17 protein-coding genes are annotated in these 17,702 nt (G+C 43.1%); 2 read left to right on the top strand and 15 right to left on the bottom strand.

The window, feature by feature from the left end:
• Positions 1 to 20 precede the first annotated feature (20 nt).
• Positions 21 to 968 carry a CDF family Co(II)/Ni(II) efflux transporter DmeF gene (dmeF, locus tag NDN13_RS08640; RefSeq protein WP_251117939.1) on the top strand — a complete coding sequence of 316 codons (948 nt, stop codon included), beginning with the start codon at positions 21 to 23 and terminating at the stop codon, positions 966 to 968.
• 46 nt (positions 969 to 1,014) lie between these two features.
• Here dmeF and chrA read toward each other — a convergent pair whose 3' ends face one another.
• From chrA to NDN13_RS08585, 11 genes are all read right to left on the bottom strand, one after another.
• Entirely contained in the window at positions 1,015 to 2,367 is a 1,353-nt protein-coding gene (gene chrA / locus NDN13_RS08635; RefSeq protein ID WP_251117938.1) for a chromate efflux transporter, read from the bottom strand.
• A 2-nt stretch (positions 2,368 to 2,369) separates the two neighbouring features.
• A complete protein-coding gene (locus tag NDN13_RS08630; RefSeq protein ID WP_251117937.1) occupies positions 2,370 to 3,293 on the bottom strand; it encodes a chromate resistance protein ChrB domain-containing protein in 924 nt (307 codons plus the stop codon).
• 106 nt (positions 3,294 to 3,399) lie between these two features.
• Entirely contained in the window at positions 3,400 to 3,687 is a 288-nt protein-coding gene (locus NDN13_RS08625; protein ID WP_251117936.1) for a DUF971 domain-containing protein, read from the bottom strand.
• Positions 3,677 to 4,669 carry a HEAT repeat domain-containing protein gene (locus tag NDN13_RS08620; protein WP_251117935.1) on the bottom strand — a complete coding sequence of 331 codons (993 nt, stop codon included), beginning with the start codon at positions 4,667 to 4,669 and terminating at the stop codon, positions 3,677 to 3,679. Before NDN13_RS08620 ends, NDN13_RS08625 begins: the two co-directional genes overlap by 11 nt.
• 12 nt (positions 4,670 to 4,681) lie before the next feature.
• Entirely contained in the window at positions 4,682 to 5,503 is an 822-nt protein-coding gene (locus NDN13_RS08615) for an ABC transporter ATP-binding protein (protein ID WP_241271385.1), read from the bottom strand.
• Between the two features lies 1 nt (position 5,504).
• On the bottom strand, positions 5,505 to 6,347 hold the full coding sequence (locus NDN13_RS08610) for an ABC transporter permease (RefSeq protein ID WP_251117934.1): 843 nt from the start codon (positions 6,345 to 6,347) through the stop codon (positions 5,505 to 5,507).
• Positions 6,348 to 6,475: 128 nt separating this feature from the next.
• Positions 6,476 to 7,885, bottom strand: coding sequence for an ABC transporter substrate-binding protein (locus NDN13_RS08605; protein ID WP_251117933.1), 1,410 nt, complete (start codon positions 7,883 to 7,885; stop codon positions 6,476 to 6,478).
• Positions 7,886 to 7,895: 10 nt separating this feature from the next.
• Positions 7,896 to 8,141, bottom strand: coding sequence for a 4Fe-4S dicluster domain-containing protein (locus tag NDN13_RS08600; RefSeq protein ID WP_004654721.1), 246 nt, complete (start codon positions 8,139 to 8,141; stop codon positions 7,896 to 7,898).
• Between the two features lie 10 nt (positions 8,142 to 8,151).
• Positions 8,152 to 9,891, bottom strand: coding sequence for a fumarate reductase/succinate dehydrogenase flavoprotein subunit (locus NDN13_RS08595; protein ID WP_251117932.1), 1,740 nt, complete (start codon positions 9,889 to 9,891; stop codon positions 8,152 to 8,154).
• Positions 9,892 to 9,935: 44 nt separating this feature from the next.
• Entirely contained in the window at positions 9,936 to 10,688 is a 753-nt protein-coding gene (locus NDN13_RS08590) for a GntR family transcriptional regulator (RefSeq protein WP_251117931.1), read from the bottom strand.
• 252 nt (positions 10,689 to 10,940) lie between these two features.
• On the bottom strand, positions 10,941 to 11,885 hold the full coding sequence (locus tag NDN13_RS08585; protein WP_005190338.1) for a LysR family transcriptional regulator: 945 nt from the start codon (positions 11,883 to 11,885) through the stop codon (positions 10,941 to 10,943).
• A 92-nt stretch (positions 11,886 to 11,977) separates the two neighbouring features.
• Here NDN13_RS08585 and NDN13_RS08580 point away from each other — a divergent pair, with 92 nt between their 5' ends.
• Positions 11,978 to 12,619, top strand: coding sequence for a LysE family translocator (locus NDN13_RS08580; RefSeq protein WP_251117930.1), 642 nt, complete (start codon positions 11,978 to 11,980; stop codon positions 12,617 to 12,619).
• Positions 12,620 to 12,665: 46 nt separating this feature from the next.
• Here NDN13_RS08580 and NDN13_RS08575 read toward each other — a convergent pair whose 3' ends face one another.
• The 4 genes from NDN13_RS08575 to NDN13_RS08560 form a co-directional block, all read right to left on the bottom strand.
• Positions 12,666 to 14,636, bottom strand: a complete 1,971-nt coding sequence (locus tag NDN13_RS08575) for a family 2A encapsulin nanocompartment cargo protein cysteine desulfurase (RefSeq protein ID WP_251117929.1) — start codon at positions 14,634 to 14,636, stop codon at positions 12,666 to 12,668.
• The gene (locus NDN13_RS08570) at positions 14,611 to 15,543 is read right to left on the bottom strand and encodes a family 2A encapsulin nanocompartment shell protein (RefSeq protein WP_005284419.1); all 933 of its coding nucleotides are present in this window, start codon (positions 15,541 to 15,543) and stop codon (positions 14,611 to 14,613) included. The genes NDN13_RS08575 and NDN13_RS08570 overlap by 26 nt, the downstream gene beginning before the upstream one ends.
• A 246-nt stretch (positions 15,544 to 15,789) precedes the next feature.
• The gene (gene epsC, locus NDN13_RS08565; RefSeq protein WP_251117928.1) at positions 15,790 to 16,728 is read right to left on the bottom strand and encodes a serine O-acetyltransferase EpsC; all 939 of its coding nucleotides are present in this window, start codon (positions 16,726 to 16,728) and stop codon (positions 15,790 to 15,792) included.
• 62 nt (positions 16,729 to 16,790) lie between these two features.
• Entirely contained in the window at positions 16,791 to 17,300 is a 510-nt protein-coding gene (locus NDN13_RS08560; RefSeq protein ID WP_251117927.1) for a rhodanese-like domain-containing protein, read from the bottom strand.
• Between the last annotated feature and the right edge of the window lie 402 nt (positions 17,301 to 17,702).

The following is a 17,702-nucleotide window of genomic DNA, read 5'->3' as shown; positions in this document are numbered from 1 at the left end:
ATATTGGAAGACTAAAATAAATGCAGCATAGTAACCTAGAACGACGTCATTCTCATCAGTTTGATCAAGGAAATCCCTTGGCTCAAAAAAGAATTTTAATTGCCACCATTCTGACCGCAGTGATGATGGTCTTGGAAATTCTGGGTGGCTGGTTTTTTAATTCAATGGCTTTACTTGCCGATGGTTGGCACATGAGTTCACATATGCTGGCCTTGGGACTGGCTTATTTTGCCTATCGTATGGCGCGACATTATGCGCAGGATCAACGCTTTAGCTTCGGTACATGGAAAATTGAAATCTTGGCAGGGTATAGCAGTGCGATTTTACTGATGGTGGTGGCACTGTTGATGGGGATTCAGTCACTTGAGCGTTTATTTAATCCTGTCACCATTCATTTTAATGAAGCAATTCCCATTGCGATTGTGGGGCTGATCGTCAATCTAATGTGTGCATGGTTACTACATGATGGGGGACATGAGCATCATCACCATCATTCACATCATCACTCTCATGGTGACGCAGATCATCACGGCCATGATCATCATCATGATTTGAATCAAAAAGCAGCTTTTTTACATGTGGTTGCTGATGCTGTCACTTCGGTGCTCGCGATTATTGCCTTATTTGCGGCCAAATATTTTGGCTGGAATTTCTTAGATGCTTTGCTTGGGATCGTCGGCGCATTACTGGTTGCAAAATGGTCTTGGGGGCTGATGCAGGAAACAGGAAAAACTCTATTGGATGCTGAAATGGGGCATCCTGTGGTTGAAGAAATACGTGAGGTGATTGCCCAGTTTGCACAGGTTGAAATTACTGATCTACATGTATGGAAGGTCGGGAAAGGCAAGTTCTCTTGTATTTTAGGATTGGAAACCACCATGGCTGATTTGAATCCTGATCAGATTAAAGCGGAATTGTCGATTCATGAGGAAATTGTGCACGCCTCAGTCGAAATTCATCATATTTAAGCTAGAACGTCATCGAGTAGCGTTTTGAGCTACTCGATGTATTGAATTAAGCACCAATATATAAAATTAAACCGCAAAAGGCCGATGCAAAAATTACATATAACACATTGAGCTGAAATTTGAATAAAGCAATCAATGCTGCAATGGTAATAAAGGCCGCTTCATAATTAAAGGCATGATCAAAACCATTTGGCCAGAGCACATGATAGCTAAAGAATAAGGCCAGATTTAAAATTACCCCGACCACAGCAGCGGTAATCGCAGTAAGTGGTGCGGTAAATTTCAGTTCATTATGTGTAGATTCGATAATTGGTGCACCTGCCAGAATAAACACAAAGGAAAATAAGAAGGTAAACCAAGTCACGATCACCGCACCCATTGCGCCTGCTAAAAATAGCTGATCAGCACCCAATACAGCATGGTTATAAGCACCCAAAAAACCAACAAATGCCACCACCATAATCAATGGACCAGGAGTACTTTCACCGAGTGCCAGACCATCAATCATTTGGGTTGGACTTAGCCATGCATAATGATTGACTGCACCTTGGTACACGTAGGGCAGAACTGCATAAGCACCGCCGAAGGTCAGTAAGGCTGCTTTGCTAAAGAACCACGCCATTTGAGTATAAGCATGTTGCCATCCTAATCCTAGAGTCAAAAGCAGCATCGGCACAAACCATAGGAACGCAGCAATGATCAGGATTTTGGCGAGGTTGCTCCAGCGGAAAATTGCATGGGCAGGCGTTGGTGTCTCATCATCAATCAGGGCGGCCCCATAACTTTTATGACTATTTTGATGGGAAGCCTGAGCCATAAATAAATCGGGCTTTTGCTTACTCAGCACGTAGCCTGATATTGCAGCTGCTAACACGATCAGGGGGAAAGGGACATTAAACAAAAAGATGGCAATAAATGCGGCAGCAGCAATGCTCCATAAAAACGGATTCTTTAATGAGCGACTGCCAATACGATAAGTCGCATGAAAGACAATTGCCGTAACCGCAGGTTTAATCCCATAAAACAAGCCTGCAATGATGGGGACATCACCAAACTGCACATAAATCCATGACAGGGCAATCAGGATAAACAGTGAGGGGAGAACAAACAGAACACCTGCAACGAGCCCACCCGTAGTTCGATGCATCAGCCAACCAATATAAGTGGCGAGCTGTTGTGCCTCAGGACCAGGGAGTAACATGCAGTAATTCAGCGCATGTAAAAATCTTTTTTCAGAGATCCAACGTTTATTTTCTACCAATTCCTGATGCATTACTGCAATTTGTCCAGCGGGTCCGCCAAAGCTAATAAATCCCAATTTCAGCCAGAATAAAAAGGCTTGCCAGAAAGGGACAACGGGTATTGGCTGATCGAGTACATGGTTTTGTTTTTGTTGCATGATCATTCTCGAGAAAAATTGGTATATAGGCCATCAAAAACATAATTGGAAAGTTCAAGTAACTGATCATCATCCGTAATTTTAGCTCTTAAACCTTGAATGACTTTTTCAATCCCGATTGCTTCAGGTGGCTCCACACCACCGACATCGAGAAAATGCACAATTTCTGCAATATGCTTTAAAGCAGATTGTTGATAAAGGTCAAAGCTGTGTAATAAGGTTTCAAACGTGACCCAATGATCAAGATGGCTAAAGCTCGCACCATCAAAATCAAAACCCAAGGCTGTAGCAGGACAATCGTTGGGTGTGTCTAACCAAATGAAGGTTGCATCAGGATCAATAAAATTTTGGATCAGCCAGGCGGAAGCTAAACGATCAATCCATGGGCGTTTTCTTGTGGCCCAAATTCTATTCTGAAAGTCCTGTTTGCGTAGTACTTGAATGTCACCGTGTAGAGCATGGGGTTCATCGGTTTCGCCAAAACGTAAAATGCTCTGTTCAACCGCATTCAGTTCCCGAATAGTTTGCTGCTTTGCCTCGGTTGGGAAATAGTCAATTTCAATTAATGCATCAAGCTGTTTACGTAATTTACGAATCTGTTTAAGAAGCTCTTTTTTATTGGTCTGATTTAACTCCTGTCGAAGTTGTATGAGGTGTTGATAGAGTGCATCGTATTCTTCTTTTCGGTTAAATAGCTGTATCAGATCCAGATTTTCTGCGGTAATGGTCTGAAATAGATAGGCACTACCATTTTCTGTAATTAAATCCTCAGCAATCGCATCAAATTTTTCTGAATGTTGCTCAGGCAAAGCATAAACACCATCGCGTAGTGTTGCAGCACCGCTGGCTTTTAGTGCTCGCCATACTCGCATACGGGTTGTCGTGTTCTGGGTTGGCAGGGATGAAATGAGTAAGGTTATTTTCATGTAATATACTCAACTTATTTGTTAAATATATTACACATAAATTTTATTTTATAAATCTAAAAATTTCATATCGTTTGAGGGTTTATACATAAGTCTTTTGAATGTTTTATGACGAATTCAATGCTTTTAAAAAAGCCCAAGGGAAAATCCCTTTGTCATGTCCATCATCAAAACAGATTTGAATTCCATAACCTTGTGAGTAGATCGCAGAGATGGCAACATGATCTGGATATTGAACATCTTGTTGCCTTAGACGCTTTGCTCGACAAAAGCCGCATGGACAACTGGCTCTCAGCTGTGCATGACTAAAATTCTTTTCAGTACCATCCTCCCAAGAGAGAACGAGGCGTTGCTGTTCGATATTGACGTTCAGTTGATGCGGTTCAAGTGACATATTGTCTCTCCTGAATCAGTGCCAGTCCAATACGAATCGATTTACGTACTTCTGGATCTGGGTCTTCCGCATGTTGTAATAAAATATGCTGAGCTGATTCTCCGCCAATTTCACCAAAGGCAATGGCAACTTCTTTGCGTAGATTACTGATGTCATGCTGGAAATTTTCTTGGAGTTTGGCAATCGCAGTTTTGGATTTAAGCTGTCCTAAACTGCGTGTAACCGCAATGCGAACTTGCCAGTAAGTATCATCCAGTTGCTGTAAAAGCGGCTGTTCTAATTCAAGGACTTTTAATTTTCCAATGGTCAAGGCGGCTTCGACCCGTAGTTGCCATGCATCAGCGGTGAGAGAACTGCGTAAGGCCGATAAAATTTCGGGCGTTGGCGTTTGAGTTGCCGCCAAGCCACCTGTGGAGATGCGACGAATTTCGTTATCAACATCATGCTGTGCGATATGTGCCAGCGTTGCTAAGCCTTCCTGTTTCTGCAACCAACTCAGCGTACTCACAGCTTCTTTACGTACTGAGGCATTGCTATGCTGAACATGTTTGAGGATGGCTTTAAATAGAGGTTCAGCCCGTAGCTCTTTAATTGCTCTCAAAATTGCAGCAAGGACAAAGTCATCGTGATGCTGCAAATATGTTGCCAGATGATGGGCAGATTCAGCATGTTTAATTTCACTTAAGCTTTGTGCTGCTGCAACACGCACATTTTCATGTGGATCACTCAAAGCTTGCGCCAAAGTATGTAAAGATGTCGCATCCTCCCATCCTTCTAAACGGATAGCAGCTTGCTCACGTACTTTGCTTGCTGGGTCATGTAACACTGCGTGCTGTAACCAAGCCAATAATTCTGTTTGTTCCTCATCGGCAATATTCATAATTGCGACAAAGCGGATATTTTCATCATCCTGATTAAGCTGAAACAGATAATCAACATAATCCTCATCAATATCCGTCAGGATTGGGTAATTTAAGCTCATTTTTTATGGTTCCTAAACAGCGACTTTCTGATTTAAACCGAGTGGATTTAACCGACTCAGTTCCGCTTGAGTGGCGTGTTTTAATACCTGAATGCAATGTTTTTTAATTTGAGTAAATTCGGTCGAAGTCACTAGATCAACATGTCTTGGGCGGGGGAAATCCAGTTTGATTTCTTCAATAATACGTCCCGGACGATGGCTCATAATCAAGACCCGATCTGCCAAAAATAAAGCTTCATCAATATCATGGGTAATGAACAGCACCGAGGTTTGGATGCTTTGCCAGATTTCAAGCAGCAGTTCCTGCATCTTTAAACGAGTCTGAGCATCCAGTGCACCAAAGGGTTCATCCATCAGTAATACGCGAGGCTGATTAATCAGCACGCGTGCAATTTCAACCCGTTGTTGCATTCCGCCTGACAATTCAGCGGGATATTTATGTTCAAAACCTTTTAAGCCGACCAGTTCAATCATTTGCTGGGCTTGTTCTAGGCGTTGGGCTTTAGAGATGCCTTTCATTTTTAAGCCAAAGCACACATTCTCTAGCACACTTTTCCATGGAAATAGGGTGTGCTGTTGAAACACCAAACCACGATCAGAAGAAGGTTTTTCAATGGCTTTTTGGTCCAGCAACATGGTGCCTGAACTAATCGGCAAATGGCCTGCCAGTGCACCGAGTAAAGTTGATTTACCGCAACCCGATGGTCCAAGCAAACAGACAAATTCACCCGCCTGAAGATCAAAAGAGACATGATCTAAGGCCTGAAAACGTTGTTTGTCTTGCCCAAGGTGCAGATCGATATTATTTAAATGGATATGACCGTATTGACTCATGTTATGCCTTCCTTAACTGATACCAAGGGGTAAGCTTTTTGCCTAGATAACGTAGAAAAGCACTACTGAACATACCTAATGCACCGATCAACAACATGCCAACAATAATGTCAGCATAGTTTTGTAAGGTGAAGGATTCCCAAGTGAAATAGCCGATACCGAGCTGACCAGAGATCATTTCAGCCGTAACCAGACAGAACCAGCAAGTGCCCATGCCAATTGCAAGACCAGTGGTGATACTGGGCAAGGAACCTGGAATGATGACTTCACGCAAAATGGCAAACTGACCCGCACCTAGACTTTTTGCGGAAGCAATTAAACGTTGATCAACGGCCTCAACGCCATGAATGGTATTGAGCAAGATTGGAAATAGCGCACCTAAAAAGGTAATAAAAATCATCGAGGCTTCTGATGATGGAAACATTAGAATTGCCAAGGGAATCCATGCGACGGCTGGAATCGGACGCAAGATTTCTAAGGGTGGCATCAAGAGGGCAGCCAAGGTTTTAGAATAACCAATCAATAATCCTAGAATGACACCGACTACGGATGCGAGTAAGAAGCCAATCAACACTCGAGTAATACTGGCTTTGACATGTGCAAGGGCTGTATCCAATTCGGCAAAAGCAAGTAGAGACTGAATAACATCTCGTGGCGAAGGCACATTGGCAAAGTTGATCAGTCCCAAATTTAAATGGTACTGCGAGGCGAGTTGCCAAAACACAAGACTGAACACCAGTGACACTACACTTAAGCTGTATGAAATCACACGGCTTTTTGAAAATATCAGCACAGGGCGGATTGCCTTAGACTGAATCGGTTGGGTATCCGCTAAACTATTCATATTTATTTCTCCTGAATCTCAAAATCCCCCTAAATCCCCCTTTTAAAGGGGGACTTTTCACGAGTCTAAAGACTGACTAAGATTCGTGAGGCTCCTCCCTTTCTAAAGGGAGGTTAGGAGGGATTTCATTACTTCACCAGCTTTTGGGCATTATTAAAGTCATAGACTTTGCCGCCATGTGTTTTGGCCCAATTGTTGGCATCTCCACGCAATAAGAAGGCGCTGATCTGACCGTTTTTATCGGTGGCATACCACGCCAGATTCGCCAGCAATTTGATTTTTAAATTACGGTCTTGGTTGTAGACCACACGGATATTTTTACCGCTCTGCTTTAATTTATTTAAATCTGTAAAGGCTGTTTCAGGTGTGGCATAACTACGCACTTTGGCTTCACCTTTGACCCAAATCTGTGTGACTCGATCAAAACTTTGAATCGGTTTTTGAGTCAGGGCATCTTTGGCAACGAGAGGGGATTGAGCGTAATTTTTGAGTTGTTGCGCGTAATTCAAGCCCGCGCTTTGGAAGGCTTTTTTGATGTATTGATCATCAATGAATTGATTGACATTGATATCAACATCATCACGACCCAGATATTTCAAGGTGTCGACTGCGGTTTGAGTGGCTTGTTTGTATTCAGGTTTCCAGGTCAGGTCACGGGTTTGTACGCCGAGAGGTCCGTGAAATAAATACACAACTTCGGCTGGAATCCCTGTTTTGGCTGCAATCAGTTCACTATATTTTTCAGGTTCTTTACGGATTAGTTGATCGGCTTCAATGGTTGCGCGTAAGTAGGCCTGAATAATTTCTGGATATTGTTGCGCATAGGATTTGCTGGCTAAAGAACCATGAAAGGTGGGGGTTTTAGCCTGTGCGCCGTCATAAATTTTGCGGGCAAAACCCTGATAGGGAAATAATTCTGCAAAAGGAACAAAATCTGCATGTGCATCAACCTTATTGCTTTTGAGTGCTGGACCTGCTACTTCAGGGGCTTGGGCAATAATTTTGACATCCTTTTTCGGGTCCCAACCTTGTGCCGCAATGGCACGCAGTAATAGACCATGTGCGGTTGAGGCAAAAGGTACAGAAATCGTTTTTCCTTTTAAATCTTGGATCGAGTTAAGCTCAGAATCCAGCGGAACCACGATGCCGTTACCACTGCCAGTGGTACTGCCAGAGAGCACACTCAGAAAAATACTTTCTTTACCTGTCTTTTTAAACGCGACATTGTTATTGACCGCTGGGAAGTCTGCCATTGCGCCGATATCTAAACGACCAGCCACCATTTCACTGGTCAATGGTGCGCCAGAGGTAAAATTTTTCCAGACGATATCGTAGTTGGCATCTTTATATTTGCCTGTTTTTGGCAAATATTTGGGTAGTAGATTTAACTCGCGAATCAGCAAGCCGCCTGTGGCACAGTTAATAGTGGTATCTTGGGTACCAATTGCAATCCGAATATTTTCTGCATGTGCTGAGCTAAAGATTGTCAGCAAACTACTGCTCAGAATCAGGCTTTTGGCTAAGTGGTTGAGTCTCATATTTTTCCCCTCATTTAAGTAAATATGGAATGTTGACTTGAATGGCATCGGTCGGGCAGTCCTTCTCGCATGGCATGCAATACCAACATTCATCAAACTGCATATAGGCTTTTTTACTTTCTGGATGAATTGCCAATAAGTCCATTGGGCAAACATCAACACAGACGGTACAGCCTTTGTCGGCAATACATTTATCTTCATCCACCAACACAGGTGCGGCAGTGCGGTGGGCAATTTCTTTAAAAATAAAAGCCATGTGATGTTCCTTATTCGACTGTTTCAGCGACTAATTTTTTTTGAATACGCAACAGGTTGTAAGCGTTGGCTTCATCTTCCTTAATTGGGATGAAATAAGGCTCAACTGCTTTTTTAAAGCTGACCATATTGCCGTGCTGATCTTTTTTCAGATGGGTATGACAGAACCAATCCTGATCATTTTTTTCAGGGCAATCTGCACGGTAGTGATAGAGTCCCCAACGGCTTTCTTCACGGAAGAGTGAAGCACGTGCGGCCATTTCAGCACAGTCCCGAATCACCGCTACTTCGGCAACGCGCATCAATTCATGGGGATGGCTGGCATTGATCTGCTCAATATCAGTTTTAATTTCTTCAAATCGTTTCAGCGCAATCTCAATTTTTTGTCGGGTTTTGGGTGGTTGTAAGTAGTCATTGACCATACGACGCAACTTGTATTCCACTTGTTCCGATGACAATCCTTCTGGACGGTGTAAAGGTGCAAAAACACGGGCTTTTTCAGCTTCAATTTCATTGGTGTTCAGTTCTGAATCAGCCAGTTCGGCGACATATTCAGCAGCATTGATCCCAGCAAACCAGCCATAGGTAAAGGCACCCAACATATAGTTATGTGGAACGGCTGCCATATCACCCGCGCTATACAGGCCTTTGACGGAGGTTTCAGCTTTTTCATTGACCCACACCCCAGAAGCACTGTGACCACTACAGAATCCAATTTCTGAAATCTGCATTTCCACCATATCTTGTCGGTAATCGGTACCACGACCTTCATGGAAACGGCCACGACTTGGGCGTTCATTGCTATGCAGAATTTCTTCAATGGTTTGAATGGTTTCTTCCGCCAAATGATCCATTTTCAGGAACACTGGGCCATTGCCACTTTGCAGTTCCTGATAAAATTCCCACATCATTTGGCCTGACCAGTAGTCACATTCAATAAAACGTTCGCCTTTGCTGTTGGCGGTATAACCACCCAATGGACCTGTCACATAGGCACAGGCAGGGCCGTTATAATCTTTAATCAGCGGATTGATCTGGAAGCATTCCAGATTGGAAAGTTCAGCCCCTGCATGGTAAGCCATGGCATAACCATCGCCTGCGTTGGTTGGATTCTCATAGGTTCCCATCAAATAGCCAGATGCAGGTAGACCCAAACGTCCAGCAGCCCCACAACATAAAATCGCAGCCTTGGTTTTGATCACATAGAAATCACCAGTACGGCAATCAAAGCCGAGGACACCGTTAATGGCTCCCTCGGCATTTTTCAGTAGGCGAGTAGTGATAATGCGATTATTGATTTTGACCTGAGCACGTTTCAGTTGGCGATACAGGACTTTTTTAATGTCATGGCCTTCAGGCATTGGCAGTACATACGCGCCCATGTGATGGACTTTTTTGACCGCATATTCACCTGTTTGATCTTTTTCAAATTTCACGCCCCATTGATCTAACTGCTGAATCGTGGTGAAACTGTGTTTAGCATAGGCATACACGGTGGCTTGATTGACAATGCCATCATTGGCAATGGTAATTTCCTTGGTGTATTGCTCAGGCGTGGCGTAGCCCGGAATCACGGCATTATTCAAACCATCCATGCCCATTGAGATTGCGCCGCTGCGTTTCACATTGGCTTTTTCAATCAATAAAACCTTCAGGTTGGGGTTGGCTGTTTTGGCTTTGATGGCTGCCATAGGGCCAGCCGTCCCCCCACCGATGACGACAATGTCATAGTCCAGTGTAATCGTATTCATGTTGTGCCTTTTTGAGTGCGTTTTAATTCACACGGTTGGTAACGTTAGGTATTTCTTTTTCGATCTACTCTTAAACGGTATTGGAAGGTCTCTCCTGAGAAGTAGAGATATTCGAAGTCAATTGGGTGTCCAGCATGATCGTGAGTCAGTCGCTCCACTCGTAATAGTGGTGCATTGATATCGACGTGCAGCAGTTCACTGAGTTCTTCATCAGCAAGGGTGGCATCTATGTTTAAATCGGCGTGTCCCAAGGCAATCGATAAATCTTCTTCAATCGCTAAAAACACATCGCGCGTGGAGAGGTTGATCTCTTGCAAAGCTAAACCAATCGATTCGGGTAAATAAGTTAGTTCAAATGAAACGGGTTTACGATTGAGCAGGCGAATGCGTTTAATTTCCACCACGGTACTGTTCACTGAAACTTTTAATTTCGATGCAATTTGCGGTGTGGCGGGAATAAAGCGAAATTCTTTGACCACGTTAAACACCTCATGTCCCATATTGGTCATGGCTTCTGCAAAGCCTTGCAATTGGGAAATGTTTTGGAAGGTTTTCGGTGCGCTCACGAAAGTGCCTTTGCCTTGAATCTTGTAAACCAAATGTTCGAGCTGAAGTTGATTGAGTGCCTGACGAATGGTGATACGGCTGACATTAAATAATTCACTCAGTTCTTTTTCAGATGGCAACTGTTGATGAATCTGATAGCTACCCTCGACGATCTGTTGCAGTAGGGCTTGATAGACTTGATCATACAGCGGGCGTTCGCCATTCGCTTTATTTACAATCGATTGGTTCATTGCACTTAAACTTGTTATAACAACTTGGTTGTTAGATTAGCGATTATGCAAAATGAAGAAAAATAACTTATGCAGCAAAAAATATCTGTTTTTGTGCATTGTCTATCATGCAGGATGAAAGTAAAGATGCTTTTTATTGTTTTATGAATGGATGATTTCTATTGATATATAAATGAAAATCAATATTTTAAGCTTTATTGATTTTCATTTGGTTTACTATTTTCGCCAGATTTATAAATGAAAGTGATCGTTTTAGCTCGGCGTATTTTGCGGAAATAAAACTGGTTCTGCGGCTAATTTTTCCGCCAGATATTGAATGAACACACTGAGTTTTGGTGGCACATGACGGGTAGGTGGATAGAGCAACCATGCGCCACCACTGTAATGGGTCTTAAAATGCCAATCAGGTAAGACCTGCACCAAAGAACCTTGTTCTAAGGCATGGCGTGCCACGAAGTAAGGCAAACTGGCTATGCCTAAATGTTGTAAAGCGGCACTGAGGCGTACGCCAGTATGATTGGCTGCATAACGACCACGCACCGCAACGGTAATGGATTTCTGTTCTTGCTGGAATTTCCATTTAGAATCATTGGGTTGTTCGCCCAAATAGATACATTGATGCTGCTTTAAATCGTGGGGATGCTGTGGGATGCCATTTTTCTGCAAATATTCAGGTGTGGCACAAATCAAATGATCAATATCAATCAATTTACGTCCCATCAATCCACCGGGCGGTTGTTCGGTAATGCGAATTGCCAGATCTACACCGTCATCAATCAAGTCAATGTAGCGGTCTTCCAATAGCAGTTGAATATCAATCTTTGGATACAGTGCCAAGAATTCGGGTAAATGTGGATGCAGCATAAAATGCCCAACGGCTTTGGGCACACTGATCCGAATCACGCCTTGAGGTTCGATATGAAACTGTCCCGAACTTTCCATCACTGCCTGTGCGGCATTGACCATGTCGACACAACGTTCATAGACCTGTTGACCACTTTCACTTAAGCGCAGTTTGCGGGTAGTACGATGCAATAAGCGTGTGCCTAAAGCCCGTTCTAAACGGGCAATGGCGCGACTCACGGCAGACGGGGTTGAACCAAGCTGTCGTGCAGTTTCAGAAAAGCTTTCCGTTTCGACAACTTTGACAAAGGTTGCCATTTCATTTAATAGAACCAGACTTTGATTTGTGCTCATGAAGCAAAAGTTATTTGGATTTTGATTGGATTATCGCGCTTTAAAAATCGCAATACAATCTTTTTTCTGTAGTCATGATGGAGATAAATCAAATGTGGCAGTTGTATGGACATGAGTTTCTGGCCTTGGCATTGATCCATTTTATGGCAGTTGTTTTACCGGGTCCTGATTTTATTATTACAGTACGGCAGAGTGTTCGATATGGCTATTTGATTGGCTGTATTACTGCAATCGGCATTGGTGTCGGCATTTCGGTGCATGTGTTTTATACCTTGGTGGGTGTTGGCGTGCTGATCCAGCAAAGTGTCTGGTTAATGTCGGTATTACGCATAGCTGGGGCGGCTTATTTGATTTATTTGGGTTGGCAATGTTTACGCAGTCAGCCGAATAACAATCTGGATATTTTGGCTGGTGAGGCGATGGGCAAACCGAGCTTAATCCAAGCCTTTAATATGGGATTTCTAACCAATGCCTTGAATCCCAAAGCAACCGTTTTCTTTCTGGCAATTTTTACCACCATTGTGAGCCCGACCACACCGTTAAAGGTTCAAATTGGTTATGGCATCTGGATGTGTCTAGTCAATGCAGTGTGGTTTATTTTGGTCAGCATTATGTTTGCTCAGCCTATTGTTCGGAAACGCTTTTTAGAGTTTGGGGTGTATTTTGAACGGGTAATGGGGGTTATTCTGGGTGTAGTTGCAATACGATTGATTTGGAGTGTGGCCTTTGCCTGAACATAAAAAAGACTGCACTGAGGCAGTCTTTTTTATTGGAGTGGATTTAAGCACTGCGTTTGTTTCTGCTCAGTTGATGTAAGACTGACACTAGCAAATCAATTTCTTCAGTGGTGTTATAAAACGCTAAGGAAGGACGCACAGTTTGTTCTACACCAAAACGACGCAAGATCGGCTGAGCACAATGATGCCCTGAACGCACTGCAATGCCATGTTGATTCAGTGCTTTACCCACTTGTTCAGTGGAATAACCTGCAAGTGTAAAAGACATCACGCTGGCTTTGTTTCTTGCCGTACCAATTGGTCTTAAACCTGAAACCGTACTCAATGCATGCTGACCATATTCCAGTAAGTCATGTTCATAACGAGCAATATTATGAATGCCAAGGCGTTCCACATATTCCAGTGCTGCACCTAAACCCACGGCATCGGCAATATTGCCTGTGCCTGCTTCAAATTTATTTGGAGCAGGTTGATAAACCACTTGTTCAAAGCTTACATCCTGAATCATATTACCGCCGCCTTCCCAAACGGGCATGGTTTCCAGAATTTCAGGCTTGGCATAGACTGCACCAATCCCTGTTGGCCCAAACACTTTATGCCCTGAGAACACAAAGAAGTCGGCATCAATCGCTTGAACATCGGTTGGCATATGTGAAACCGATTGAGCACCATCGACCAAGACCCGCACACCTTTGGCATGTGCGATTTTGATCACCTCAGCCACAGGTGTTACCGTACCTAAGGCGTTGGATACTTGGGTAATTGAGATCAGTTTAGTCCGTTCATTGATCAGTTTTGGTATTTCTTCCAAAATGATTTGACCGGTATCATCCACAGGAATGACGCGGAGTTTGGCGCCAACTTTTTTGGTGAGCTGGAACCACGGTACGATGTTGGCGTGATGCTCAAGATGAGACACGATGATCTCATCACCTTCACCAATATTTTGTTCACCCCACGTTTTGGCAATCAGGTTAATGCCTTCAGTGGTACCACGTACAAAAATGATTTCCTTGGATGATTTTGCTCCAATAAAACGGGCCACCACATTACGCGCATGTTCATAGGCATCGGTTGCACGTGCTGCCAGTTCATGTGCGGCACGATGAATATTGGAATTTTCATGCTGATAAAAATAGGCAATACGATCAATCACGCTTTGTGGTTTCTGCGTGGTCGCTGCATTATCAAACCAGACCAGAGGTCGACCATTGACGCGTTCTTGCAGAATGGGAAAATCACGACGGATCGCTTGAATATCCAAAGGTTGCGCTGCATGGGCAACAAACTGTGGTTGTGAAGCTTGGTAATTACCATAACTCGCATTGCTTTGTGGCAAATCCAAAAAATAGAAACCTGTAGAAGCGGTACTTTTAGGTTGAGCTAAACTTGGTTGGTCTTGCTGCAACAAGCTTTTTAGCGCATCGCCATGTGGTAATTGAAATGATTGTGCTGTTGCAAAACTGGCAGCATCAAATTCAGAACTTGAAGTGTTGGGTGCTGCAAAATCATTTAAAAAATAAAATGGTGATGCCTCACTTGCCGATGGGCGAGAAGGTTCAACCAAAGGCACATTCGGTGCACTATGAATGGCCTGTGGAAAATTAGGTTCAATTGGTGGACGAGGCAAGTTCGCCCCACCGACTACTGGCGCAGAGGCAATCGCACGACGTTCAGGATAATCGGGATAGTTTGGGATATGCTCAGGATATTCAGGATTCAAACTTTTTTCATAGGCAATATTGGGCGCACGTCCACTTAACGCTGCTAAAGGTTCAGCAGGCTGAGGTTGATGTGGCGGTGTACCGACATTGGGCAAGTCCAAATTCAAACCAGAGGGGTGACCACTGCCTGAGCTTGGCAGCGCAGCAAAAAATTCAGAGGCAAGCCTTGAAAGTGTTGCTTCATCTGGGAAGTTGGACGGTGGACTAACACCGACCACTTCTGAACCCGTTGGACCACCTTGCCCAGTACCTGTAGAAGATAGCTTACTTGTAGTTAACTGGGTAGTCATGATATTTGTCCACCTCCACATCTTCGAGCACAGCCAACGCATCCTCAGTCAATACCGCCAATGAGCAGTACAGTGAGATTAGATAAGACGCAATCGCATTGCGGTTGATGCCCATGAAGCGTACAGAAAGCCCAGGGGATTGCTCACCTGCCAAGCCCGGTTGGAATAAGCCCACCACACCTTGGCGTTTTTCACCCACACGCAGTAACAAGATTTTGGTTTTACCATCTTCCACCGGAATTTTATTCGATGGAATCAGTGGGACACCACGCCATGTGATGAACTGCGAACCGAATAAACTGACGGTTGGTGGTGGCACGCCACGACGGGTACATTCACGACCGAATGCAGCAATCGCATCTGGATGTGCCAAGAAGAAACCTGGTTCTTTCCAGACTTTACGGAGTAAATCATCAAAGTCATCTGGTGTTGGGGGACCATTTAAAGTTGAGATACGCTGTTCATCTGCGACACTGGCCAATAAACCATATTCAGGGTTGTTGATCAGCTCGCTTTCTTGGCGTTCTTTAATGGTTTCAATGGTTAAGCGTAATTGTTCTTTAATTTGATCATGTGGGCTGCTGTAAAGATCGGCCACTCGGGTATGAATATCCAAGACGGTAGACACACCATTTAAGAAATATTCACGCGGTTGCGCATCATAATCAACAAAGGTTTGTGGCAAAGTCGCTTCATCACGTTGTGTGCAGGCCACTTGGATATCATCGGTGTTGCTGACACGGTTAACGCGATAAATACCTGCTTCAACAGGAATCCATTGCAATAAATGTGTGAGCCAACGTGGGGTAATGGTCGAAAGTTGTGGAACGGTCTTGGTGGCATTGGCAAGCTGTCTAGCTGCATGATCTCCAAGTGCAAGTTGGGCTTTATCTGTGGTTTTTGCCATGAATCAATTTTCCTGTTGTCTTTGGCTTTGTTAATAAAAATTGGTTTTATTGCAATAATATTTAATGATTTATTTCGTTAGACTAGAGGCTATTTAGTTTTTTTAAAAATATTATTATGAGATAAATAATGGTGAATTATTTGCTTATTACTCATAAGAATATAATTATGAAAAATAAATATAAGTATTGAATATACGTTATTTATTCTTGCGCCTTTTATTTACTTGGTTAAATAATTCATTAAATTAAACTTTACTATTATGTAATGACTCACTAGGTGACTGTAAAATCTGACTGCCTGCTGCAACACTATGGGTGAGCCACACATTCCCGCCAATAATTGACCCTTTACCAATGGTGATACAGCCTAAAATTGTTGCACCTGCATAAATCACCACATGGTCTTCCACGATTGGATGACGGGCATAATCTTTTTTCAGTGCGCCATCTTCATTCAGTTCGAAGCGTTTTGCACCGAGCGTCACCGCCTGATAGATACGCACATATTCACCAATCACGGAGGTTTCACCAATCACTACACCTGTGCCGTGATCGATAAAGAAGCCTTTCCCAATTTGCGCACCCGGATGAATATCAATACCTGTTGCAGAATGGGCCAATTCAGAAATAATCCGTGAGAGCAGCGGTACACTGTGATAGAGCTGATGTGCTACACGATGATGAATAATCGCTAAAATCCCTGGGTAGCAGAGGAGGACTTCATCGACGCTATGCGCAGCAGGATCACCTTCATAGGCTGCACAGACATCTGCATCCAACAAGCGGCGAATGTCAGGCAAGGTATTGGCAAAGTCCTGTACGATGGTTTGGGCCAAAGCGACTTGCTGTTCATACAGCAGACGTTCATTGCTTGAAACAGGGACCGGTTTGACTCGACTTTTGGCTTCGTAATTTAAAGCCAACTTGACCTGTGCAAACAGTTCATTCAAAACACGGTCAAGGGTATAGGCAATATAGTAATCCTCAGTTTCTTGGCGTAGATCGCTCGGCCCAAGCCGCATTGGAAATAAGATCCCACACAGATCATCTAAAATTGACTTCAGTGCATCCTTAGATGGGAGTTCACGTCCACCAAATTCTTTGATGCGATGTTGACGCTCCCGCCATTCATGTCGTGCTTGTTGTAGGCCTTCAACGACAGGCTGTATTTTCCATTGGCTCACGCGAGTTCCTTGCAAAACGAGATCTTAAATAAATCGTAAAATAATTGCTTAAAAAAGCAGCGCTAATCTTGTAACCAAGGTAACTGATGTGTACGCCAGCCATTGCTTTGATTACGTTGTTGTTGCTCGTTTAAATCACCTTCAAAGCCTTCTTGCACGTTATAAACTTGAGCAAAACCTGCACTAAATGCTGCTGCAGCCGCCAAAGCTGAGCGTTTACCACTACGGCAGAGCAGCAGAATGGTTTTGTCTTTGCCAACTTTGCTATCCAGTTCTTTCAGAAAGCGTGGGTTTCGGTTAAATGATGTGCCCGTTGCCCATGCAACGTGGATGCTTTCAGGGATATAGCCGACAAATTTGCGTTCTTCATTGGTACGTACATCGACCAATACCGCTAGGCCTTGTTCAACCAAATACCAAGCTTCTGGTGGAGGTACACTGCCAGTGAAATCGAGTTCATTTTCTTCAGCATAATGTTGCGCACGCGCTAAGATATCTTGTGGATTGTTTGGTAAACCGTGAATCGTAGATGTCGATTCTGCTAGATCAGTAGAATCAAATTGAGCATTCATTTTTATAACCTTTCATACATCAGCGGGATGATGTTTTTATCTTAGGACTGTTTTTATGTTCAGGAAAATAAGCAAAATTTATTTATATATCTATTTTTGATAAATAATAGGTTTTTATTAACTTATTCGGAATATAGTTTGGAGCTATATTTTAAAATGGAAATGCTTATTTAATTTAAAGATGAAATTATCAGGATTAAATATTTTACTTTTCAATTAAACAGAGGGATAAATATTTAAAAGGCTTCATTAGGAAATTAAATGAAACAACACTAAAAATAAACCAATTGAGTATAAAAACAGCAAAAATTGCCTCAGTCTTATTCTTATCTCATAAAGGAATAAGCAACTCACTTTTTCTTATTTTTAATCATAAAGCATGCCGCATACCATAAGCCTATA

Origin of the sequence: Acinetobacter sp. C32I (assembly GCF_023702715.1) — a bacterium.
Taxonomy (GTDB): Bacteria; Pseudomonadota; Gammaproteobacteria; order Pseudomonadales; family Moraxellaceae; genus Acinetobacter.
The sequence above is the reverse complement of the archived record's forward strand: the minus strand, read 5'-3'. Positions and strand labels throughout refer to the sequence as shown.